The sequence below is a fragment of the Xanthocytophaga flava genome, from assembly GCF_030068545.1.
In the GTDB taxonomy this organism is placed as follows: Bacteria; Bacteroidota; Bacteroidia; order Cytophagales; family 172606-1; genus Xanthocytophaga; species Xanthocytophaga flava.
On sequence record NZ_JASJOR010000006.1, the window covers coordinates 316797 to 340130 of the forward strand.

The following is a 23334-nucleotide window of genomic DNA, read 5'->3' on the forward strand; positions in this document are numbered from 1 at the left end:
CCGTTCTTTTTTGATGAAATTTATTATTTCATAATCTTTCGCTTGTCTAATGCTGCCTGATACAATCTGGCATTTGCCAAATGATCTTTATAGGTGACAGCAAAGTTGTGATGTCCTGAAAAATCTTCCTTAGCACAAAAATATAAGTAGTTATTTTTCTCGTAATTCAAGACAGCATCAATAGATGGTATTGAAGGTAAATTAATAGGGCCGGGAGGAAGACCGGGATACTTGTATGTATTGTAAGGAGATTCTACATCCTTGTGTACATTTAGAATACGTTTGATACCAAAATCCTTCAAAGCAAACTTCAATGTTGGATCTGCCTGTAGCCGACGATTTGTCTCTTCAGCTGTCAATCGGTTGATATACGTACCAGCCATACGTTGTTTCTCATCATTTTTATTGGTCTCCGCCTCAATAATAGAAGCCAGCACTGTTACTTGTACAGGACTAAACCCTATAGCTTTTGCTTTTGCTTTTCGTTCGTCTGTCCAGAACTTCTTATATTCTTTATGTAAACGTTCCAGAACTTCTTCAGCAGAGGTGTTCCAATAAAACTGATAGGTATTGGGCAGAAACATAGTCGTAATAGATACTGTATCAAACCCCCATTTGCTTACAAATTTTGGATCACTTATCAATGCCGCAAATGCTACTGAATCGGCTTCCAGATTTTTACAAATTTTACCAGGTAGTTCTTCTTTCAGGCGAATGTTATTAAATGTAACTTTTACAGGGTCCTGTAAGCCTGCTCGTAACATACGGATTGCAGCCAGATTACCCATATTCTTTCTGATACGATAACGACCTGCTTTTACTCTTTCCTGGTATTTGAGCAGTTTAGCCAGAAAGCTAAAGGAAAGTTCATCCTGAATAATCTTTCTCTGTTTCAGCGAGTCCATTACAGTCTGATACACAGCTCCTGAAGGTATATATAAAAAGGTATCTTCTTTGTCTACTTGTAAGTTAGCAGTTTGTGTAACCTGATATGCATAGAATGCAACGGTGATAAATATACACGCTATTGCGAGAAAAAGACCTATCTTCCAGTTTTTTGTTTGTGCCATAGCGGCAAGATTTTGTGGTTTTATAATAATGAATATGACTTCTAAATTATATAGCAACTCAGAATCAACAACAAAAGTATAGTTTTTCGTTCAGGCTCCAAAAACAGTTTGTATGGTTTTTGTCTGTACACATATATTAGGTTAATTTTGAATAGTACAGCTTTATAGCTGAAAACAATCCAATAATTTACAGTTATCTCATCAATAACTGTAAACAAGATTATATATCCATAATTATGTCAGCACAATTCATAAAGATCCATCCGGAAAATCCTGAACTGCGAAAGATTCTACAGGTAGTAGAATGTCTGCGTGATGGAGGACTTGTCATATACCCAACAGATACCGTATATGGATTGGGATGTGATATTCATAATCAGCGTGCAGTTGAGAAAATATGCCAAATCAAGGGCATTAAACCTCAGAAGATAAACCTTTCTTTTATATGTTATGATCTTAGTCACATAGCTGAATATGCTAATGTAGACACCCCTGTATTTAAACTCATGAAAAAGGCATTACCAGGACCCTTTACTTTTATTCTTCGTGCCAGCAATGATGTTCCTCGTATCTTCCACTCTAACAAAAAAACAGTTGGTATTCGTGTACCAGATCACAATATACCTCGTATGATTGTAAAAGAGCTAGGACATCCAATTATTACTACCTCTGTAAAAGACGATGATGAAATTATAGAGTACTCCACTGATCCTGAACTTATTTTTGAAAAATACGAACATCTGGTAGATATCGTAATTGATGGAGGATACGGAAACAATGTGGCTTCAACTGTGATAGATTATACACGGGATGAGATAGAAGTAATCAGAGAAGGACTCGGAAATATTGATCAGTTCCTATAGCTTTTCCTTCAATACTAAAAAAGAGCGTCCTGCATATGTATGCAGGACGCTCTTTTTTAGTATTATAGTTTTTACTCATAGCGTAAAGACTCAATAGGATCAAGCTTGGACGCTCTGTAAGCAGGATAATAACCAGCGATCAAACCTACGGTAACACAAACGATCAGACCTAATATCATCCAGAACCAGGGAACCACAAAATTATTAGCACCTAACAAACTAGACATCCCATTACCAACCAAAATACCCAGAAGTACACCTGCAATCCCTCCTAGCTGACAAATTACAATAGCCTCAATCAAAAACTGCTGTCTGATACGCAAAGGGGTTGCACCTAATGCTTTACGTATTCCGATTTCACGTGTACGTTCCGTCACGGAAACCATCATAATATTCATCAGGCAAATAGCAGCACCAAGCAATGTAACAAATCCTATAACTCCTCCTCCTATTTTTAATGCACCTGTTATACCATCCAGTTCTTCTCTTAATGATCCACTACTTTCGATCTCAAATGAATCAGGCTGGCCAGGCCTATCATGTCGTATAGCCCTCATTAGTCCTGTTGCTTCTCCTATTGCTTCATCCAGATCTTCTACTTTAGGTACGGAAACCGTGATATCATAGGTAAGGTCAAAGTTTGAGGGCACTTTACGAGCAGTTTCCAGAGGCACCAGTATGGTACGGTCTGCTCCTCCTCCGCCAAACATACCCCCCGCCTTTTCCAAAACTCCAATTACTTTAAAACGTAATCCCTTCACAACAACTTCCTTTCCCAGAGGATCTACTTTATCAAATAAAGTAGATTGTACTTCACTACCTATTATGGCTACCAAACCTGCGTATTTCATCTCTGGATTTGAAAATTCACGACCAGAAGACAACTTATATCCTTTAATAGCTATATACTGGTTATTACCTCCCATCAAACGAGAATTGGGATTGGTTTTTTTTGAAAGATATTTGGCTTCTACATTCCCCGACACCATTGTGTTCACTGTGACAGTTGGGGAAAAAGTGTATTCTTCCATGAACTTCTTAGCTTCCCGGTACTCCAATGGCGGATATATTTTTTCATTTCTACCTGCGTTTTGTCTTCTCCACCATCTCGTTCCTTCCAGTGTAAAAGAATTTGCCCCCAAAGATGAAAAACTACTATCTACCTGTGCTCTTATTCCTTCAATAGCAGTTAAGATCCCAACCAGGGCAGTAATGCCGATAGTAATGATTAAAGCTGTCAGAATGGTTCTCAGTAAATTTCCCTGAATAGAACGAAGTCCCTCTTTAATATTCTCAGTCAGATTCATTTTCTTAGGTTTTACGGTTAGTGTATATCACAGGATATAAACAATAGTAGCTTCCCCAATAGCATTGTCAACAACTTGTTGGGTAGTAAATTTTATTACATCTTTTGTATATTAATTTCCTAGTTACTAAAAAACCGGCTAGCTTACTAATAATTATGGCAAACGGATAATACTATGGTTTATCGGCTACAGTATCTTTTTGAATGTACATACGTATGAAATGAAAAAACGCTATATTTGTATGAAACGCAACCTCACTTTCAGCCTCTTATTCATTTGCTTGTCTTTATATATGGGATATGGACAGCAAATTTCCAATGTTAACTTTACAGATATCTATAAAAATATCTCAACATCGTCTTCATCTTATTTTTATCCGGTATTGTTAGCCCGATACGAAAAGAATGACACAACACTTACACATGAACAGTACAAACATTTATATTATGGATTCACCCAGCAACCCACTTACGATCCTTATGAGAAAGACCTTCGCCAAAAAGAGTTCAATGCACTGATTGCAGCCAAAGACTACCAAAAGGCGATTATAGTAGGTAAAGAGGGAGTCAAAAAGTCTCCATTTAATATGAATTACATTTTTGGCTTGCATTACGTCTACGATAATCTGGGTCAGCAGGCAGAATCTCAAAAATGGCTTAGCAAGTTCGATAAATTATTAGAAGTCCTTGAAAAAAGCGGAGATGGTAAAACGATCAAAACAGCAATTGTTGTTATTTCAATTGGGGATGAACAAATCTATATGGAAACACTAGGCCTGACTGTTAAAAATCGGGATCTCACAAGTGGTACAGATAAAATTATATTGGAAGAGCCGAATGAATTACATCAAAAAGAGCTATATTTTAATGTAGAAAAACTAGGCTGGCAGGCAAGCGGCAATAAACGTACTGTCAAGAAATAAGCTATTTATATGCAATTAACAGTATGCATATCGATTTATTAGTAAAAAGTAGCATCTTGATTAACAATTATAGTACTATTATACGTTATCTGCTCAGAATGAATACGTTTTGAATAGTTAATTTATTTTTTCAATTATGCATATAAACGCATTTCGTCGTTTTCTGCTGACCCTGATGGGAATTTGCAGTATTGGAACTAACTGGGCATCCTCTATTCTGATCCCTATGGATGAGGCACAAGCCAATCATTTAAAAGCTTATGGCATCGCCTATTGGGTACTCACCAAAAGTACAGAAGTAGACTGGTTGCTCAACTACAGAGGGGGAAGTTTTATGTTTCAGTATCAACCTGTCTTTGAAAGCGAGCTTAGAATCAGAGGAGTCAGCTATCAGGTAATATCTGATGCACAGGCAGGTCAGATTACTGCTGAAATCAGTGCTCCAGATGTAAATATGGATGTGATGAAGCTGGAAAAAGCACCTAAAGTAGCCGTCTATTCTCCAAAGTCAAAACAACCCTGGGATGATGCTGTTACTCTTGTATTAAGCTACGCAGAGATCCCTTATGACATCATTTTTGATGATGAAGTTATGGATGGGCTTTTACCCAAATATGATTGGCTCCATTTACATCATGAAGACTTTACAGGCCAGTATGGTAAATTTTACCGCACTCATGGGCATCATGCCTGGTATAAAGCTCAGCAACGTGAATTTGAGACTTGTGCCAAAAAATATGGATTTGCCAAAGTATCACAACTAAAACTGGCTGTAGTAAAGAAAATACGGGACTTTTGTGCAGGAGGAGGCTTTGTATTTGCCATGTGCTCGGCAGCAGATACCTATGATATTGCATTGGCAGCAGATGGTGTTGATATTTGCGAAAGCATTTATGATGGTGATCCAGCAGATCCTAATGCTCAGCAAAAGCTTGACTATAGCAAGGCATTCGCATTTAAAAACTTTACGTTAAATAGAGATCCATTTGATTATGAATACTCAAATATTGATAATCAAATTTATGAACGCCCTGTTAATGAAAGCAACGATTATTTTACATTGTTCCAGTTCTCAGCCAAATGGGACCCTGTACCCACAATGCTGACACAGAACCATTTGAATGTGGTTAAAGGTTTCTTAGGACAAACTACAGGTTTTAAGAAAAGTCTTATTAAACCAGAGGTGGTGATTATGGGCGAGAGCAAGTCTATTGGTGAGGCTAAATATATTCACGGAATTTTTGGCAAAGGGACTTGGACATTCTATGGAGGTCATGATCCTGAAGATTACCAACACCAGGTTGGTGAAGAGCCTACGGATCTCAGCCTTCATCCAACTTCGGCAGGTTATCGTCTTATATTGAATAATATTTTATTTCCTGCTGCTAAAAAGAAAAAGCAGAAAACCTGAAAACAATAAAGAAGCCATCTGAACAGATGGCTTCTTTATTGTTAAAGAGGAAACTTACTTATTTCCATTATGTAATTCCATAAGTTCACTGGTATTAAGTATCTCTACTAATTTCCACTCGCCCTCTTCTTTACTCATCTTACACTTTAGTAAAAACGGCTTTTTGTGTTGATCAGAAGCTACAAATCGTAAAGTAATTAATGCATCTACATCATGAACTTCAACATTTTCAATCTCATCAAACTGATAGCTTCCATTTATAAAAGGACCTGAAGCATCTTTTAGTGATGTAATGGCCAAATCTCCGGAATTCTCCAGATTCAGATTACCCGTTTCTACTGCTTTATAAACTTGCTCTCCTATTGTTTCCACCAAACGTGGTTTTACAAAGGCAATAATATCAGTAGCAATCTTTATTTCATTATCAGACGATTGATTTGAAGTCGTCTTTGAAATAGTTTGAGCCATAATCTGATCAATAGAATTATTGACAACAGATTCAATAGCTACATGTTTTTTAAATAATGAAAGGTCATGTGTCTCATAGGCATCTTTTATCTGCAAAAGTGCATACAAAGGCTGCGCTTCCCGATATTTCTGATATCCAAACCATCCACCTACTCCTAACAGGGCAGCTCCTGTTATACTATACAGATATTTTCGGTTCATTGTGTTGATACATCTAAAAACACAAAAATACCTGTCCATAAAACAAGGCAGGTATTTAAGACTATATTATTATCAAGCTCTTATCTGAAAATCGGATTTACTTGCGGAAGAGCTTTTACTTCACTTAAAATACTTTCTGTCAACGGTTTGGTGACAAATTTAATCACATATTCATTATCTACAATCTTTTCAATATCACGACGATTATCAGAGCTGGAAAGAATTACAATCTTACACTTGTTTTTCAACGCTTCTGGAAACATTTCAAATTCAAAAAGAAAAACAAATCCATCAACAATGGGCATATTAATATCCAGAAATACAATTTCTGGTAAGTTCTCCGGATTATTTTGTTCACGTTCCAGAAATTCCAGAGCACTCTTTCCCGAGTTCTTCACCTCCACTCTTTTGGCAAATTTGGTGATTTCAATAATACGTTTGCTGATAAAGTTATCAGTATCGTTATCATCCACCAATAATACTAAGTCAATCATATTTTCAATGAGAAGATTGGATGTTCTTTTTCTATAACCGTAAATCAAAAGTACTAGAAACCTCCTTTATTGAGTAATGCTAAGTAACTGATTACTAATGTACGTAATATATTAGTAAAGTTTTCCCATGAAAAAACTACCTCTTAGCCATTTTTCTATCAGGAATTTCAGATGAATGACATTTATCAGCTATATTTAGTTAAATCGCTCATATACAGACAGAATGTGAGTGTGTAAGAATTTGTAGATAAAGGCAGGTTAAAGATGAAAAAGATGCATACCTAGACAAGCATTGAGATTTTGACCTGCCAACGATTCTGTTTTAGTAGATATGGTATATGAATTAATATAGTACTCTATCATCTTTCCAGAACTTGAAAAGTACTCCTTTTTAATAATTCAAATTTTGACTAAAAACAGCAAAATGGTCAGATGAACATAAGAAATGCATGAGAATAAGAAATGCTTTAAACCCTTTAGCATACCATTTTCTATTAATAAGACAATATCAACCTATAGTAAATATCCAAAATATCATCTGCCATTAGAGATTTTATCAAAATAAGATATTTATTAATACAGAAAATACTTTATTTTGTATATTACCATCCTCAATTAGCCAAATAAAAATCTTTTTTTATACATTAATAAGATATAAGATTTTTACAATGAAAATTACTATAAAACACCATTTATTTAACCATTAATTAAACGCTTATGAGAAAACTTTTCCTATTTAGTATGTGCTTTTTCTGCATCTCTGGATGGCTGATAGCACAAGAAAGAACCATAACAGGACAAGTAACATCCAGCACAGATCAACAACCTTTACCTGGAGTTTCAGTCATTATCAAAGGAACTTCCCGAGGAAGCTCAACAGATGCATCTGGAAAGTACACACTTTCTGTCCCTGAAAATGCAATTCTGGTATTCAGCTTCATTGGCTATCTCTCCAAGGAAGTTCCTGTAGGCAATCAATCTATTGTCAATGTACCACTGGTTACAGACGTCAATGAATTATCTGAAATAGTGGTTACAGGTTATGGCTCACAGATTAAAAGAGATGTTACAGGTAATATTGCCAGAGTTACCTCTAAGGAAATAGAAAATACTCCAACCCCTAGTTTAGATGCAGCCTTACAAGGCCGTGCAGCTGGTGTACTTGTTAATCAAGGTACAGGTAAACTTGGACAGGCTGTTCAGGTACGTATAAGAGGTGCATCTTCTATATCCGCAGGTACGCAACCTTTGTATGTTGTTGATGGTATTGTCCTCACTACAGGCGATCAATCTTCTTCTGGTGGGGCAACCAATCCTCTGGCAGATATAAATTTTAATGATGTCGAGTCATTTGAGATCCTTAAAGATGCTTCTGCAGCAGCTATCTATGGATCACGTGCGGCGAATGGGGTTGTAGTTATTACAACAAAACGTGGAAAGAGCGCAAAAACAAATGTGACTGTAAACTATCAAACAGGTATCAGTCAACCTACACGTAAAGTTCGTATGCTGAATGCAACAGAATATGTTAACTTCTACCGTCAGGCAGCAGCAAACTCTGATCGGATTGAAGAATTAGACCCGGCGTCGGAAGATTCCTATACGACCTATATGAATGGTTTCTTTGACTATTACAGCGCAGAAACATTTGGCACCGATAAAGCTGCAAATACAAACTGGCAAAATGAGATATTTCTTAATGATGCTCCTTCCAATCAAATTGATCTAAATGTAAGTGGAGGTTCAGATAAGACTCGCTTTTTTATCTCAGGTCAGTATCTTGATCAAAAAGGTATTCTGATTGGAAATGCATTTAACAGAATATCTGGACGCATAAATCTGGATCAGCAAGTTTCCAAGATTTTTAAATTCGGATTTAACTTAAGTTTAGCTCGTAGCTTTAACGATCGTTTATCAGGAGACCGCCAGTTTGACAATCCATTACAAGCAATTGCCTTAACGCCTATTTCCCCAATAAAAGACCCAACGACTGGTTTAGCTATAGGGACCCCTCCAGGAGATCCAGATTTGCCAAACTATTATAATCCTCTAATTAATATTGGCAATGCCTATTATCGTCAGATAGGGTATCGCAATATCAGTAACGTGTTTGGAGAATTAACACTTCTTGAAGGCTTGACTTTCCGTTCTGAGTTTGGAATAGATATCTTAAACCAACAGGAAGAAGCTTATTATAATGCAAAAACCAATCGTAATACCTCTGGAGCAAATGGTTTAGGACAGAACTATTACACAGGAGTGCTAAATTATACTACCAACAATTATTTTAGCTATAATAAAGTATTTGGTATTCATAGCCTTGGACTCACTTTGGGTACATCTTATCAACAATCACAGACAAAACGCAATTACATTGAAGGTCGCCAATTTCCTGGGGAGGCTTATCGTTTGATTCAAAGTGCAGCGTTAAAATCTGGTGGTTTTTCTAGAGAAAGCAATTTCCGATTCTTATCTTACTTCCTAAGAGCAAATTACAAACTTAATGAGAAATATCTGCTTTCTGTCAGCGCTCGTATTGATGGATCATCCCGTTTTGGTAAAAACAGTAAATATGGATTCTTCCCTGCGGCATCTGCCGGATGGGTACTCTCAGAAGAAGATTGGTTAAAAGATAATTCTTTTATGAGTTTTCTTAAGTTACGTACTAGTTATGGATTAACAGGAAATGCTGAAATCGGTAATTTTCCTCAATTAGGGCTATTTGCAGGAGATGGCAACTATGGAGACACTCCTGGACAACGCCCCTATCAACTATCAAATCCAAACTTAAAATGGGAAACAACTACTCAAACAGACGTTGGAGTAGACTTTGGCTTCTTTAATAACCGAATTAGTGGTGAAATAGATTATTATTTTAAAGAGACTAAAGATTTATTATTAAATGTAAATGTTCCAGGGTCAACAGGATTCCCTACGATTATTCAAAATGTAGGCAAATTGCAGAATCAAGGATGGGAATTTGTCTTAAATACACAAAACTTGGTAAATGAGTTTAAATGGACAACCTCACTCAATCTATCCAGCAATCGAAATAAAGTAATCAATATTCAGGGACAAATTATTGAAGCTGGTCTTGAAAATATGAGTAGAGTTGTAGAAGGCCAGCCTATTGGAGTATTTTATACAGCAGAATACGCAGGTGTAGATCCAACCAATGGAGATGCACTCTGGTACAAAAACACACTAAATGCAGATGGGTCCAGAGATCGTACTAAAACAAATGATTATACAGAGACTCAAAGAGTAATATCTGGAAATCCTTGGCCTTCTTTAGTAGGAGGTATTACCAATACATTCAGCTATAAAGGATTTGATTTAAGCATATTCTTTAATGGGCAATATGGAAATAAATTAAACTTTTATGGTGTAGGCCGCTATTCATCTGCGAATGGTCGTTATGAGGATAATCAAACTGCAGATCAGTTAAATGCATGGACTCCAGAAAACAAAAACACAAATATTCCGGAGGCTCGTCTGTTTTATAACAATGGCGCACAGCCATCTACACGTTTTATCTATGATGGATCTTTTCTACGCCTTCGCACACTGACACTTGGATATACAATTCCCCAATCTATTATAAATAAGGTCAAAATTAGTAAGGCCCGCATATATTTTTCTGCTCAGAACCTCCTTACTATTACGAATTATAAAGGTTGGGATCCGGAAGTAAATGCCGATGATATTGTTTCAAATATTGCTCAAGGCTATGATTTTTATTCTGCCCCTCAAGCAAAGACGTTTTTAGTAGGCATAAATGTTAATTTTTAATAAAACCACTATATGAGATTTTACAGATCATTCTTAATAATAATTACATCTGTTTTACTATATGTTTTGAGTTCTTGTAACAATAAGTTGGATGTAACCCCTATACAAGAAATAGACGAAACAAATGCGTTAACAACTTCTCCTGCAGTTATTGCTGCACTCACAGGAGCGTATGATGGCCTACAATCTGATGATACCTATGCAGGGGCTATTTCATATACAGCAGATTTGGTTGGTGATGACAGAGAAGTTGTATTTGCAGGCACATTCTCAAGTTTGGATGAACTATGGCGTAAAACCATTGCAACCACCAATACTCAGGTTCGAGATACCTGGTTAGGATGCTATGATGTCATTAATCGGGTAAATAATGTCCTAGAGGCATTGCCTATTGTTGTTGAAGATGAAAGAGCAAGAGTTGAAGGAGAAGCATTATTTATTAGAGCAGCCATGCACTTTGAATTAGTTAGGTTATTTGCGAAATCCTGGAATGATGGTAATCCAGCACAAAATCCAGGAGTACCTATCATATTAACTGCTACTCATGTTCCTCTTGATGAAACAGATTATCCAGCAAGGGCAACTGTAGCAGAGGTATATGCACAGGTTATTAGTGATTTAACCAAAGCAGAAAGTCTGTTAGAAGATGCTTCAGGAGGCAGTACTCTTGCCAATAAACAAGTTGTTACCGCTATGTTATCCCGAGTTTATTTAATGCAGGGAAATTATGCAGCAGCAAGAGATGCAGCAAATGCAGTTATTGAATCAGAAGCCTATACTTTATTAAGTGATTTTACAGAAGCATTTAATAATTATGAAATTTTTGGTGGAACACCCACTGCAGAGAATATATTCTCAATTAAAGTGACAAACCAGGACGGAGTCAATGGGCTCAATACTTTCTTTGTTTCTTCTGGTTATGGTGGTCGGGGAGATATTCGTGTACAGCAAAAACATCTACAGTTATATGAAGAAAACGATGTAAGAGGAACATTCTTTTATACATCCAGTAATCGGGTGTTTACTGAAAAGTATACAGATCAGTATGGAAACGTCCCTATTATCCGTTTTGCCGAAATGTATCTAACCCGAGCTGAAGCTAATTTCAGACTTGGTGAAAGTGTAGGTGCTGCTCCTGTAGATGATATCAATGTTATTCGTGAAAGAGCTGGACTCAACCCTTTGGCTACTGTTAATCTGTCACAGATTTTAAAAGAAAGAAAATTAGAGTTAGCATTTGAGGGACACCTTTTACATGATTTGAAGCGAACCGAACAATCTGTAGGTGATTTGCCTTTTAATGCTAATGAGTTAGTTTTACCAATTCCCCAACGCGAAAGAGATACCAATAAAAACCTAACACAGAATCCAGGTTATGCACAATAAAAACAAAGGGGCAATTTAAAGATTGCCCCTTTGTTTTTATTTCTTGTCTACTGGAATATATACTACATATTTTGTTTCAAAAAATTCCTCTTCAAAGTATTCTGTCAATGGATATAACTTATATTTTACTCTTGCTGCATCAAGTTCTTCTGTCAAATCCCCTCCCTTAAGGTATAAGATACCATTTCTCAGATCATGTTGATACTGTTTGTTGATTTTGTGTTTTACCCATCCATAAAACTCTTTCATTTGAGTAACAGCTCTACTCACAACAAAATCATAAGTAAGAGGTAATTGTTCTGCCCTGGCCTGATCTGCTTTAACATTGGTAAGACCAACCCCAATTGCTACTTCCTGCACAACTTTAATCTTCTTTCCTATTGAATCTACCAGATGAAAATTACATTCTGGAAATAAGATAGCCAAAGGAATACCAGGAAAGCCCCCTCCAGTACCAACATCCAGAATATCAGTCCCAGATTTAAAGGTAATAACTTTTGCAATGCCTAATGAATGTAGAATATGCTTTTCATATAATGCATCAATGTCTTTTCGGGAAATAACATTGATCTTCTCATTCCACTCTTTATAAAGAGTCTCTAATAAGGCAAATTGTTCCTTCTGTTTTTCGGTAAGGTGAGGGAAATACTTCAGGATTATATCCACAGGTTATCTATATTTTGTTAAAGCCTCAAAAATAACATCTTTTCAGATTCTAAAAGATGCTTGAAGTCAAAAACAAAAAATAAAGCCGTTAGATATGTTCTTGTTTGTCTTTCACTAGGTCATAGAGTAATTCTCTGGCACGATGCAACTGAGCCTTAACAGTTCCTAAAGGAGCTTGTAATTCATCTGCAATCTCTTCATAGGAAAGCTCCTGAAAATATCTCAGGTTCACAAGAGTCTGGTACTTTGGAGGCAACTTATGTATAATCAACCGAATGATTTCATTCTTCTGATCCTTAATTGCTTCTTCCTGCGGATTCAGTTTATTATCTTTTATTTCAATTGCTACTTCATCACCATTGCTATCACGCAAAGATCCTGCAATACGCATGGTATCCAATCTCTTTTTACGTAAAAAGTCAATACAATTATTAGTCGCTATACGAAATAACCAGGTACTAAAACTAAAATCTTTTTTAAACTTATCCAGATTACGAAACGCCTTAGCAAAAGACTCGATTGTCAGGTCTTCTGCATCATCAACATTCCGAACCATTTTCAATACTGTATGATACAATGGTTTCTTATACCGCTTCATTAACTCGGCATATGCCTTCTGGTCACCACCAATAGCCTGGTCTACCAGCTTAAAATCTTCTAAGGCTTTCGATGAGAACTCTTTATCTAACTCCATGAGGCACGTTTTGTAAATAAAGCCCAGGTTCCAATGAACATGTAGTAAAATGTATAAAAGAAATCAAACAGAGGCAATGTATACCATTCAATGCTTTCATCCAAGCGTTTGGCAATTCGATAGAGTAGCCATGTCTGTACTATTGTACGAATCAACCAACCTATTACTACAAAAGGTATAAACGCTTGAAGACAGACTAAAAGTATGCCACAAACCCAAAATAATAATTGGGACAGTGACAACATAGCTAATAGGAACTTATTACGCAATTTATATTTTTTCCCAACATTCAGGTGTCGCCTTTTTTGTCTGAACCATGTCTTAAATGTAGATTTCGGTTCAGAAACCATAAAAGAGTCAGGTAAAACACAAATTGCAGTATTTTTTTTGTTAGCAACTTCTCCTACAAACAAATCGTCATCACCCCCTACTACTCTTAAATGTGAATGAAATCCTTTGTTTTGTATGAAAAGTGATTTTCTGTAACTTAGATTGCGCCCAACTCCCATATAAGGTAATCCTGCTACTGCAAAGGACATATACTGGACTGCAGTATAAAAAGTTTCATGCCTGATTAGAAAATTTAGAAATCCTGTATTATATCGATATGGCGAGAATCCTAAAACTACCTTCTTTTCGTCCCGAATTGGACTAGTCATGTATGTAATCCAGTTATCGCTCTCAGGAAGACAATCTGCATCTGTCAACAAAACAATATCATATTGAGCAGCCTTTATACCTAATGTTAATGCATATTTTTTGGAAGAGATATGATCGGGAGTATCATTAATTCGGACCAAATGCAATTTTGGATGCTTGAAGGATTCAAATAGCAAAAAATCATAACATTCATCATCAGAACGATCATCCACTATAATAATCTCAAAATAAGGATATTTTTGATTTAATAAGAGCGGAATTAATTTCTTCAAGTTTTCCAGTTCATTCCAAGCACATACCACAACTGAAACTCCAGGCCACTCATCTACCGATTCTGGCTTTTGTATATCTTTATAAAATGCCAGTCGGCTAAAGAAAAACAATTGGTAAAACAGAGATATAGCAATAGTACCCACAAATACACAAAATAGAATGTTTATGTAGAGTGGATAGTCTGTAAATAAAGGTAATTCTGAAATCATTCGATAATTGAAAAATTGTCCTGCAAAACGTATAAGAGAACCATGTATAATGACAGCTCAAAAATAGCAAAAAGAGTTATGCTAACCTCAGACTTATACTAGCAGACAGGACTTTTTAATCAAGATTGTTGACAAGTGTAATGTTTTACCCAAAAAGAATAATAGTTTCAGCAAGGGCCAAACCCTTAAATGGTACTAAAACAAAAGGTTCCCGTTTATAAGTGGGAACCTTTTGTTTTTTAATTCAGTAAGATCTTAATGCTTAAGCCATTGCTCAATATGTTGAGAAACGGTCTCAACACTAGCTCCTACCTTTTGTGATATTTTAGGCGGGTTATTGTTTATTATTTTATCATCTTCTTCTTTATCAATCTTATTTACGCATTTGGTCTCCTGGATTTTTTGAGTATCCTCTACCTGAGACACCTGACGAGTGCAGGCAAGAAAGCCAACCTTTACGTACCGTACAGATTTAGTTTTATCTGAACCTGTGTCATCCTCCGCTATTACGCTCGGAAAGCCCATGCTCATCAGTAACAGACAAAGCAACGCTAATTGGGAGTAAACTTTTACTGGTTTCATGATAATATATATAAAAGGCTAAAAATCGAATGTATGAATTATAGTGACAAATATATGTTAATAGACAATACCTTGCAATACATAGTACTATATATTTTGCAAATATTTTTAAATTCTTGAATACTATGTAAAAAAACAAATTGTAGTACTTAGATCAAGGCTTTTCCGCGTAACTCATAAAATTACAGCGTGAAGTGCGATTTCTGGCAGATGAATCTCTGGAAACAGTTTATCCGGCTCTCAACAGTTACAAGCCACATGCCAAAAACAAAAAATGCTTTCTTTTAAAAATTTAGCCTATATCTCAAAACCTATTTATCCGATTTCGGACACTTTATCTCAAAATCGGACAATCGGTGAAACAAGACAATAATAAGATGCAAAAAGCGGATAAATGGTTGCAGCAATATGTATTTTATTTTTATGATGATATTTCCTAAAAGTAACCTGGCACTTAAGAAAATGTGTTAAAGAGTGTTAAAAACCACAAATAAAGACGAACGACTTGTAATTTTGTTATCTTAGAGTAGACTGTACCAGAGTATGGAAGCAGCCTTATTTGAAACAAGTAAGTGTGTGAATATAAGTTTATGAAAAAGCAACAAATCAGATGGATTATCTTCCTGATGGCATTAGCTACACTTGGGCTGATCGGTTTTCAGGGATATTGGATCTTTCAGGCACGTACAGTTGCAGAGGAACGATTTGATCAGAACGTACAGGAGGCATTGCAACATGTTGCCAATAAATTGCAGAGGGAAGAAGTGCTATGGTTGGCATCTCAGCAACTACGAGATACCAGCCATCAAAATATAACCGGGGCTTCTACTCAAAATATTGATGCTTTAGCAACAACAGAGCCCGCAAAAAACCTTCGAAAAAGAAATCGTAAAAACAATTCTAAAAAAGACAATTATAATGGTGCTATAGACTCTGTGGAAATGATTTATCCTGGAATCGTTCAGTTTCATATTCAGCAAACATACACAGAGTATAGTCCTTTATATAGTGGATATGACTCTGCAAGTATTTATCCAAGCAGCCAACCTCAAAATAATCTTTTTCGCAGACATGATCCCTTTCGTGATATGTCTGAGTTTAGACACGAAATGCAGGAAATGCAACGACAGAATGAGGCATTGGAACGTTGGCTAAACGAAGCAATGCTGGAGCAAATGCGTTTAATGGGCATTCCGGTAGATTCATTGATATTGGATACAACCAATCAACATACATTAGGAGCAATCCAGGTAAAGAAACCATCTAAAAAACGAAAAGGCAAAAAAGATAACAACCCAGTAATCGCTACTATTCCTCAGCCTGAAATACAGACTAAGGTAGATAAAGTTCAACAGCAATCTACTATTGTAAAAGAAGTCTTTCAACAATTATTTGCGAAGGAACGACCTGTTGAGCAACGTATTAATCCCATTAAACTGGATTCTCTACTAAAAGCAGAGATTAAAAATCAAAGTATAAACATTCCTTTTGAGTATGGTGTTCATTCTTCCAAATCAAAGCAGGTATTCTTCGCGTCAAATCAATCTGTAGATCGTTCAATTCCATCAGAGGCATTTACGATCAACCTGTTCACCAATGATCTGCATGCAAAAAACGATATATTATATGTTCTATTTCCAGATAAGCAAACTTTTATCAATAGCTCTACTTTCTGGATTTTATTAATCTCCATTGTTCTGTGTGGGGTCATTATGGCAATATTTTATGTGTCAGTTAATACGATTCTGAAACAAAAGAAATTATCAGAAGTAAAGAATGACTTTATTAATAATATGACCCACGAATTTAAGACACCTATAGCAACGATCTCGTTGGCATGTGAGATGCTACAAGATCCTGATGTTCAAACACATGCAAGCTCATTAAATCGGTATTTGCGAGTGATCTCTGATGAAAATCGTCGGCTTGGGTCGCAAGTAGAAAAAGTTCTTCAGGCAGCAACTCTGGATAAAGGCCAACTCAAACTAAAACTTAGTACTATAAATGTACATGAGGTAATTGAAGATGTATTACAGAATATTGGCGTTCAGATTGAAAAACGGGAAGGAACTGTAGATCTTCAGTTAGATGCGGAGAATACTGAGATTGAAGCAGATGAAGTACATATCACTAACCTGATTTATAATTTACTTGATAATGCAAACAAATATTCTCCAGAGAAACCGCAAATTCAGATCTCAACACAAAATGTATCTGATGGTTTAAAAATAAGTATTACAGATCATGGCATTGGTATGAGCAAAGAAGCATTAGGTAAAATATTTGACAAATTCTATCGTGTTTCTACGGGTAATCTGCATGATGTTAAAGGATTTGGACTAGGATTAAGTTATGTAAAAACTGTAGTAGATGTCCATCATGGACAGATTACAGTAGAAAGCCAACCAGGCATGGGAACCACATTTGAAGTATTTTTACCTTATAACCAGCTATAGGCTCTACTATTATGCAGTGCTTTAAGATGAGCAATAGCTGGATAATATGTATATTCTTACTTGTAGCGACATCTTGTAAGGAATATCAAAATGAACAAAATGACTCCTCATACTGTATAACCGTATTACCTAAAGACAAGAATACCCACACTATCAAAAGAATTGTAACTGGAAAAACTATTTTTAATGAATCATGTGGTAATGGAGGAACTTTTTTTCTAAAAATAGAAGAATATGATAGTAAAGGTAATTTAACTTCTATTCAGGGAGTATCTGAATTTGGTGGTCACTACAAAATTGTACATACATATAATCGTTTCAATCAAGTAATCGAAACCTCTACTTACTCGTTTGATTATGATTTTAGAGAAAGCCCTTTTCCTTGTGACTCAGTATTTTCTTTTCAGGAAACAGAGGCGTCATTATTTAGTAAAGTTACTTACCACTATAATAGATCTAATCTACTTGAGAAAAAGTTCTATTACACTAAAAATCCTTATATCTATCCGTCTCCTTGTACAAAAGAGAAATATAGGGTTGAAACAGATAAACTAGATAATAGTAAAAACGAACTATTACGTTTATATGAAATAACAGAATATACTTATTTGAATGAGTGTGATAGAACTAGCTTAACATTTCAGATTGACTCTATGCAATCTGATAGATTCAATTTATATGAATACTCTTTATATAGCACAGATTCTGTGGGACATCTTTATCAAATGAATTTCACCAGTAATTTTACATTGGATACGTTATTTTCACATACTTTCGAATTTGATGTGGGAGGAAAGTCTGTACAGGAAATAGGCAAATATAAAAGTAGTTCTCTTCCTAAGCTTCCTACTATAGTGGATACCCAAGGAAAGATCACCCAAAAAAAAACAGTCACTCTAATTGAGTTTGAATTTAGTATCCTCACACAAGATTTTGAGGTCTTTTAAAAATCTGATATTTATTACTGCTACTATGAGTAAACTCAAAATTTTACTGGTTGAAGATGATAATAACCTGGGTGAACTCCTGAAAGAGTACCTGGACATGAAAGGATATGAGGCAAGGCTGGCTCGGGATGGAGAAGAAGCATTTAATCTCTTTCGAAAAGAAACCTATGACCTTTGTATTTTTGACGTAATGATGCCCAAAAAAGATGGATTTTCTCTGGCGAAAGAAGTTCGTAGTGTTGACAAACAAATCCCCATTATCTTTTTGACTGCAAAATCTATGAAAGAAGATACACTGGAAGGACTACGAATAGGTGCGGATGATTATATGACAAAACCTTTTAGCATGGAAGAGTTGTTATTGCGCATGAAAGCCATTCTTCGTCGGTCTCAATCACAGACAAACTCAATTGAAGAGAAAAAGACCTTTGAAATAGGAACTTATTTATTTGATTATGAACAACAATTATTAAAAAAAGAAGATAAAATCACCAAATTAACTACCAAAGAGGCAGAATTACTCAAACTATTATGCAACAATCTGAACCAGACACTGGAACGCGGTCTGGCCCTCCGTCTTATCTGGCGAGACGATACGTATTTTAATGCGAGAAGTATGGATGTGTATATAACAAAACTTCGCAAATATTTAAAAGATGATCCACAGGTAGAAATCATTAATGTTCATGGAACAGGCTACCGCTTACAAGTGTTAGGAACGTAAGAAGTTTTATCTTCTTTTCTCTATTTTTGCAACCTAGTGTATAAGAGAGGATAATCTTGATCCAAAGATTTTATTCCTTTCTCACTCTTAGTGTGCTTACCTAACTGATTTCTTATAATGATTAGAAGACCCCGACGTAATCGCCAATCAGAAACAATTCGTCGCCTGGCACAGGAAACAACATTATCCACAGACGACCTGATTTTTCCACTATTCGTAACAGAAGGAACAAATAAAGCGGTTGAAGTAAGCTCCATGCCAGGAATTTATCGTTACTCGCCTGACTTATTGCTAAAAGAAATTGAAAGTTGTCTAAAGTTAGGCATCAAAACATTTGATATCTTTCCTCAATTAGAGGAAAGCAAAAAAGACAAACATGCTACTGAAAGCTTCAATTCAGATGGCTTGTATTTGCGAACAATTCGAGAGATCAAAGAAAAGCTACCAGAAGCTACCATTATGACAGATGTAGCCATGGACCCTTACAGCAGTGATGGTCATGATGGTATTGTAAAGGATGGAAAAATTCTGAATGATGAGACGTTAGTCGTATTGGGTAAAATGGCATTAGCTCAGGCAAGAGCCGGGGCAGATATTATTGGACCATCTGATATGATGGATGGACGAGTAGGTTATATTCGCGAAACACTGGATGATGAAGGATTTACGGATGTAGCCATTATGTCCTATAGTGCTAAATATGCAAGTGCATTTTATGGTCCATTTAGAGATGCGCTGGATTCTGCACCAAAGTTTGGTGATAAGAAAAGCTACCAGATGAATCCGGCCAACCGTAGAGAAGCCCTAATTGAGGCAGAGTTGGATTATGCAGAAGGAGCTGACTTCTTAATGGTCAAGCCTGCCTTTTCATATTTGGATATCATTCAGACACTGAATGAGAATTTCCCCATACCTATTGCTGCATATAATGTGAGTGGAGAATATGCAATGATTAAAGCAGCAGCTCAGAATGGTTGGCTGGATGGAGAAAGAGCCATGTTGGAAATGTTGCTAAGTATTAAGCGTGCCGGAGCCAAAATAATCCTTACTTACTTTGCCAAAGAATTTGCATTGTTACAAAAATAATCTTTCTTATAAAAGAAAAAGCCCGATTCACTGTTGAATCGGGCTTTTTCTTTTATTTAAGTATATGGACCCAGCCTTTTATGACTATTCGTTCATCTCTTCGACGGAGCCTCATTGTTTTTAATTCGGCTGAATAGTAGTAAACGCCAGGTGATACGTTATTTGCATCTGAAACCTCTGCATTGTTATTTAAACCACCAGCCCAGTTAATATGTATATCACTGGTTTCGAAAACCTTACGTCCCCAACGATTCAGTATCGTTATCTTTCCTGATTCGATAAATCTGGGACAAGGATAGGGCTCAAACACTTGATTTAATGTGTCTCCATTATCAGGTGTAATCACATTAGGTAAAGCATAATAGGGACAATTGTCCTGACAGACAATATTGCTTGGGGCACTCTCATTGCCACTCTTGTCTACCACTGTCACATAATAACAGCCGGCAAACGAAGTTAGATTGATGTGGTTGTATACCTGAACAGAACTCAACACACTGTCGATCAGGGTAAATTCCCTGTCTTCTTCATACCGTTTGTAATAAATCCGGTAGCGTGATAAATCCTGATCACATTCTTTGTCTCCTTCTGTTTGTGGATACACCCAGCTCAAATGATTCGAGTAGCTGCTCACACTACAAAACGAAGGGGAAGGACTGCCTTCTTCGGCCACCCATTGGGCACACGGAGTCGGATCAATAGCCAACACCACTGCACACGGTTTGACCGTATCCAAGGGAGTGCTACACAATTCCTGTGAGGCATTGATCAGCGGATCTTCCAGAAAGCGTTCATTGTAAGTACCCACCGTCTCCACATAATAACAATAGGAGACATCTTTATCCAATCCTTGTGACGTGGTACCTCTGTCTGTGTAGGTAAAGCTGGCTGCACTGCTGACAGGTACTCTGGCTAGTTCTACATACACTTTTGGTACCTGATCTTTACGGTTTTGATCTTCCCGGTAGACAATGTGAGTCGAGTTGGTATTGTCCCACGGCACCTGAGCTGTCCACTTGAGCTCAATGGCATTGGGCAAAGGAGTGGCCGACAAACGAACACTCGAAGCGGGCTGAGAGGAATCTGCCCTGGCTCCATTAGACGAAAGCAACACCACTACATAGGTGTACGGATTCACTTCGGTGTTCAAGCCACTATCGGTAAAACTCAGATACGATGTCGTATCTGGAATACTTGTTTGTAAATCAGAGGTGAACACGGGAGTGGAGCCAAAGCTGGTCGAAAAGCCAGTGGCCCGAAACACCTGATAGCGGTAGGGGCCTGGGATTTCTGCCGCATTGATCTCAAGCGGTTGTGCCCAGCGCACCTTTATTTGTCCCTGAGCCAGATCGGTTTTGCTCACAGAGACATGGGTGATGATCGGTACAGTGAGTTTTAAGCGGGCACACACCTGATCAGATAAAATGCCTGCCCCACCGGAAGTGCCCGTGAAAGCGGCACTGACCCGGTAGGCATACTGAATCCCTTTTTTCACTGTCTGATCCAGAAAGCTAGTGCTTGTCGCAGTCACTCGTCCTACCAGGGTGTAACCTGCCGGAACAGATTTGGCACAGGGGTCAATCTGATCAGGAGAACAGCCCTGTTTTCGCCAGATCAGCAGTTGGGTAGCACCTGAACAGGTGTATGGGTCCCAGCTAAGGCGGATGGCATTGGCCTCTACGATAGGTTTGAGCCCTGTCACTGGTGGACCGACCACGGTGATGCGCCAGGTTTTGGTATCAGTTAGCTGATTGGGCACAGGAGCATTGTCTTCTGCTTTGAAAACCACATCATACGGTTGGGCCCGCACCTGTTGACAAACGGTTTTCCACTCAAAGTTGCTTTGTGCCGGATTTCCCTGATACTGGTACTGATCTCGGACCTTGGGTGGATGGTTGGGAGGGTCCAGGGTAGCGGCTGGTTGATGGGGAAACAAGGCGGTGGAAGTAGAGAAAATAGCGGATTCGGAGGAAATGCGAATCGATTGGTTTTTGTCCGGATCGGTGGCGCGGATAATGGCTTTGAGCACCGTACCGGCTATAATACAGGTGTCTTTGGGAATGATCAGTTCGGGTCGTTTGTTGGGTTGATCGCGGACAGTGATTTGCATGTCACGGACAATCTCACCGATTTTGATGTAGCCAGCAGCGGTTTTACGCCATTCCTCAACCACAAAGGCAATGTTGTATTCGGCATATCCTTTCGAACCGATGCCATAGGCACCGGGTGCATCCCAGGTAATGTCTCCGTTTAGAGGATTGAGCACAAAGGTGGGAGCCCCTGCTCCGGCTTCGGGAATTCCCAGTGGAGGAGCAACGGTTTCGGGCGAACGATAGTTAGCCACCGTGAGGGTGACACTTTGTCTGGGAATAATCATTTTGTAGGAGAGGCTATCTCCATCGGGATCAAAGGCAGCGGGATTGTGGGTAAACTTTTGACCTACTTCGGCATTGTCGACCGGAGGATTCCGTAACTGGGGGGTGCTGTTGGAGCCAAGGTTAGGCACAATATTGAGTACAGTTTCCACATAAAAAGGTGTATTAACCGAATTACTCATATTAACAATTTCCGCATTTCTGTTCTGCTCCTGAAAGTAAATCACATAAGAACCTTGACTTGGAAAAGTGTAAGTGAAGGTATAGGTAATCTCCTCAATATTTACTCCTACCGTTCGTCGAGGGGTATTGGCATCTGCCTCAGGAGACGCAATCACATTGCCTCTTTGTCCATTGGCTAGAATAGGGACAATATTTATTGTAGCCGTAGGCTGGTCAACACCTTGTGTATCTCTGTAAAGGGTAAGGGTAAAGATATAAGTAGGAGTACTCAGATTGTTTGGGTCTCGTACGGCTGTTATTTGTCCCGCACGTAAGTGGGTTGCCTTAACAGGCTGAACTATACATAGTAATATAAATACTATAACCAGATAGCGAAAAAGTGGCATGATGTAAAAATTTTGAATATATAACGAATTTACCGTCAGACAAGTTATCCTGTTAAACCTTATTCTATTTACACAAAAAAAGTGAATATTTATGGAATAGTCTACCGATTTTATTGGTTTTTACTTGATTTAGGTCCGACAACTAGAAAGTTTACCGAATTGAGCATTTATCTTTTAAA

General features: G+C 37.4%; 18 protein-coding genes. 9 read left to right on the plus strand and 9 right to left on the minus strand.

Annotated features, from left to right (window positions below):
* Positions 1-23: 23 nt before the first annotated feature.
* Positions 24-1070, minus strand: a complete 1047-nt coding sequence (mltG, locus tag QNI15_RS11865) for an endolytic transglycosylase MltG (RefSeq protein WP_313995632.1) — start codon at positions 1068-1070, stop codon at positions 24-26.
* Positions 1071-1306: 236 nt separating this feature from the next.
* On the opposite strand from mltG, the gene QNI15_RS11870 reads away from it, so the two are divergent.
* Complete coding sequence (locus tag QNI15_RS11870; RefSeq protein WP_313977413.1) at positions 1307-1933, plus strand: L-threonylcarbamoyladenylate synthase; 627 nt, start codon at positions 1307-1309, stop codon at positions 1931-1933.
* A 71-nt stretch (positions 1934-2004) separates the two neighbouring features.
* On the opposite strand, the gene QNI15_RS11875 is transcribed toward QNI15_RS11870, so the two are convergent.
* Positions 2005-3240 (minus strand): ABC transporter permease, encoded by a 1236-nt coding sequence (locus QNI15_RS11875; protein ID WP_313977415.1) that lies wholly within the window; start codon positions 3238-3240, stop codon positions 2005-2007.
* 241 nt (positions 3241-3481) lie between these two features.
* Between QNI15_RS11875 and QNI15_RS11880 the strand changes: the two genes are divergently transcribed.
* Both QNI15_RS11880 and QNI15_RS11885 read left to right on the plus strand, forming a co-directional pair.
* A complete protein-coding gene (locus tag QNI15_RS11880; protein ID WP_313995633.1) occupies positions 3482-4162 on the plus strand; it encodes a DUF4919 domain-containing protein in 681 nt (226 codons plus the stop codon).
* 136 nt (positions 4163-4298) lie between these two features.
* Positions 4299-5573, plus strand: coding sequence for an asparagine synthetase B (locus tag QNI15_RS11885; RefSeq protein WP_390902184.1), 1275 nt, complete (start codon positions 4299-4301; stop codon positions 5571-5573).
* Positions 5574-5627: 54 nt separating this feature from the next.
* Here the strand turns inward: QNI15_RS11885 and QNI15_RS11890 are convergent, their stop codons facing one another.
* Both QNI15_RS11890 and QNI15_RS11895 read right to left on the minus strand, forming a co-directional pair.
* Positions 5628-6242: a hypothetical protein gene (locus QNI15_RS11890; RefSeq protein ID WP_314031910.1), complete on the minus strand. Its 615-nt coding sequence runs from the start codon at positions 6240-6242 to the stop codon at positions 5628-5630.
* An 80-nt stretch (positions 6243-6322) separates the two neighbouring features.
* Positions 6323-6736 carry a response regulator gene (locus QNI15_RS11895; protein ID WP_313977421.1) on the minus strand — a complete coding sequence of 138 codons (414 nt, stop codon included), beginning with the start codon at positions 6734-6736 and terminating at the stop codon, positions 6323-6325.
* A 717-nt stretch (positions 6737-7453) separates the two neighbouring features.
* On the opposite strand from QNI15_RS11895, the gene QNI15_RS11900 reads away from it, so the two are divergent.
* Both QNI15_RS11900 and QNI15_RS11905 read left to right on the plus strand, forming a co-directional pair.
* On the plus strand, positions 7454-10528 hold the full coding sequence (locus tag QNI15_RS11900; protein WP_314031911.1) for a SusC/RagA family TonB-linked outer membrane protein: 3075 nt from the start codon (positions 7454-7456) through the stop codon (positions 10526-10528).
* Positions 10529-10594: 66 nt separating this feature from the next.
* On the plus strand, positions 10595-11914 hold the full coding sequence (locus QNI15_RS11905; RefSeq protein ID WP_314031912.1) for a RagB/SusD family nutrient uptake outer membrane protein: 1320 nt from the start codon (positions 10595-10597) through the stop codon (positions 11912-11914).
* A gap of 36 nt (positions 11915-11950) precedes the next feature.
* Here QNI15_RS11905 and rsmG read toward each other — a convergent pair whose 3' ends face one another.
* The 4 genes from rsmG to QNI15_RS11925 form a co-directional block, all read right to left on the minus strand.
* On the minus strand, positions 11951-12580 hold the full coding sequence (rsmG, locus tag QNI15_RS11910; RefSeq protein ID WP_313995639.1) for a 16S rRNA (guanine(527)-N(7))-methyltransferase RsmG: 630 nt from the start codon (positions 12578-12580) through the stop codon (positions 11951-11953).
* Positions 12581-12668: 88 nt separating this feature from the next.
* Entirely contained in the window at positions 12669-13274 is a 606-nt protein-coding gene (locus QNI15_RS11915; protein WP_313977425.1) for an RNA polymerase sigma factor, read from the minus strand.
* Positions 13265-14416, minus strand: coding sequence for a glycosyltransferase (locus tag QNI15_RS11920; protein WP_314031913.1), 1152 nt, complete (start codon positions 14414-14416; stop codon positions 13265-13267). The genes QNI15_RS11915 and QNI15_RS11920 overlap by 10 nt, the downstream gene beginning before the upstream one ends.
* A gap of 255 nt (positions 14417-14671) precedes the next feature.
* The gene (locus tag QNI15_RS11925; protein ID WP_313995644.1) at positions 14672-14998 is read right to left on the minus strand and encodes a hypothetical protein; all 327 of its coding nucleotides are present in this window, start codon (positions 14996-14998) and stop codon (positions 14672-14674) included.
* 590 nt (positions 14999-15588) lie between these two features.
* On the opposite strand from QNI15_RS11925, the gene QNI15_RS11930 reads away from it, so the two are divergent.
* From QNI15_RS11930 to hemB, 4 genes are all read left to right on the plus strand, one after another.
* Positions 15589-17454 carry a sensor histidine kinase gene (locus QNI15_RS11930; RefSeq protein WP_313995646.1) on the plus strand — a complete coding sequence of 622 codons (1866 nt, stop codon included), beginning with the start codon at positions 15589-15591 and terminating at the stop codon, positions 17452-17454.
* 26 nt (positions 17455-17480) lie between these two features.
* Positions 17481-18401: a hypothetical protein gene (locus QNI15_RS11935; RefSeq protein ID WP_314031914.1), complete on the plus strand. Its 921-nt coding sequence runs from the start codon at positions 17481-17483 to the stop codon at positions 18399-18401.
* A 25-nt stretch (positions 18402-18426) separates the two neighbouring features.
* Positions 18427-19125 carry a response regulator transcription factor gene (locus QNI15_RS11940; protein WP_314031916.1) on the plus strand — a complete coding sequence of 233 codons (699 nt, stop codon included), beginning with the start codon at positions 18427-18429 and terminating at the stop codon, positions 19123-19125.
* 117 nt (positions 19126-19242) lie between these two features.
* Positions 19243-20211: a porphobilinogen synthase gene (gene hemB, locus QNI15_RS11945; RefSeq protein WP_313995649.1), complete on the plus strand. Its 969-nt coding sequence runs from the start codon at positions 19243-19245 to the stop codon at positions 20209-20211.
* A 52-nt stretch (positions 20212-20263) separates the two neighbouring features.
* Here hemB and QNI15_RS11950 read toward each other — a convergent pair whose 3' ends face one another.
* A complete protein-coding gene (locus tag QNI15_RS11950; RefSeq protein WP_314031918.1) occupies positions 20264-23155 on the minus strand; it encodes a T9SS type B sorting domain-containing protein in 2892 nt (963 codons plus the stop codon).
* Between the last annotated feature and the right edge of the window lie 179 nt (positions 23156-23334).

Bases quoted from the DNA above. Each gene is read 5' to 3' on its own strand.
- mltG (WP_313995632.1), bottom strand. From the start codon at position 1,070: ATGGCACAAACAAAAAACTGGAAGATAGGTCTTTTTCTCGCAATAGCG.
- QNI15_RS11870 (WP_313977413.1), top strand. From the start codon at position 1,307: ATGTCAGCACAATTCATAAAGATCCATCCGGAAAATCCTGAACTGCGA.
- QNI15_RS11875 (WP_313977415.1), bottom strand. From the start codon at position 3,240: ATGAATCTGACTGAGAATATTAAAGAGGGACTTCGTTCTATTCAGGGA.
- QNI15_RS11880 (WP_313995633.1), top strand. From the start codon at position 3,482: ATGAAACGCAACCTCACTTTCAGCCTCTTATTCATTTGCTTGTCTTTA.
- QNI15_RS11885 (WP_390902184.1), top strand. From the start codon at position 4,299: ATGCATATAAACGCATTTCGTCGTTTTCTGCTGACCCTGATGGGAATT.
- QNI15_RS11890 (WP_314031910.1), bottom strand. From the start codon at position 6,242: ATGAACCGAAAATATCTGTATAGTATAACAGGAGCTGCCCTGTTAGGA.
- QNI15_RS11895 (WP_313977421.1), bottom strand. From the start codon at position 6,736: ATGATTGACTTAGTATTATTGGTGGATGATAACGATACTGATAACTTT.
- QNI15_RS11900 (WP_314031911.1), top strand. From the start codon at position 7,454: ATGAGAAAACTTTTCCTATTTAGTATGTGCTTTTTCTGCATCTCTGGA.
- QNI15_RS11915 (WP_313977425.1), bottom strand. From the start codon at position 13,274: ATGGAGTTAGATAAAGAGTTCTCATCGAAAGCCTTAGAAGATTTTAAG.
- QNI15_RS11920 (WP_314031913.1), bottom strand. From the start codon at position 14,416: ATGATTTCAGAATTACCTTTATTTACAGACTATCCACTCTACATAAAC.
- QNI15_RS11925 (WP_313995644.1), bottom strand. From the start codon at position 14,998: ATGAAACCAGTAAAAGTTTACTCCCAATTAGCGTTGCTTTGTCTGTTA.
- QNI15_RS11930 (WP_313995646.1), top strand. From the start codon at position 15,589: ATGAAAAAGCAACAAATCAGATGGATTATCTTCCTGATGGCATTAGCT.
- QNI15_RS11935 (WP_314031914.1), top strand. From the start codon at position 17,481: ATGAGCAATAGCTGGATAATATGTATATTCTTACTTGTAGCGACATCT.
- QNI15_RS11940 (WP_314031916.1), top strand. From the start codon at position 18,427: ATGAGTAAACTCAAAATTTTACTGGTTGAAGATGATAATAACCTGGGT.
- hemB (WP_313995649.1), top strand. From the start codon at position 19,243: ATGATTAGAAGACCCCGACGTAATCGCCAATCAGAAACAATTCGTCGC.
- QNI15_RS11950 (WP_314031918.1), bottom strand. From the start codon at position 23,155: ATGCCACTTTTTCGCTATCTGGTTATAGTATTTATATTACTATGTATA.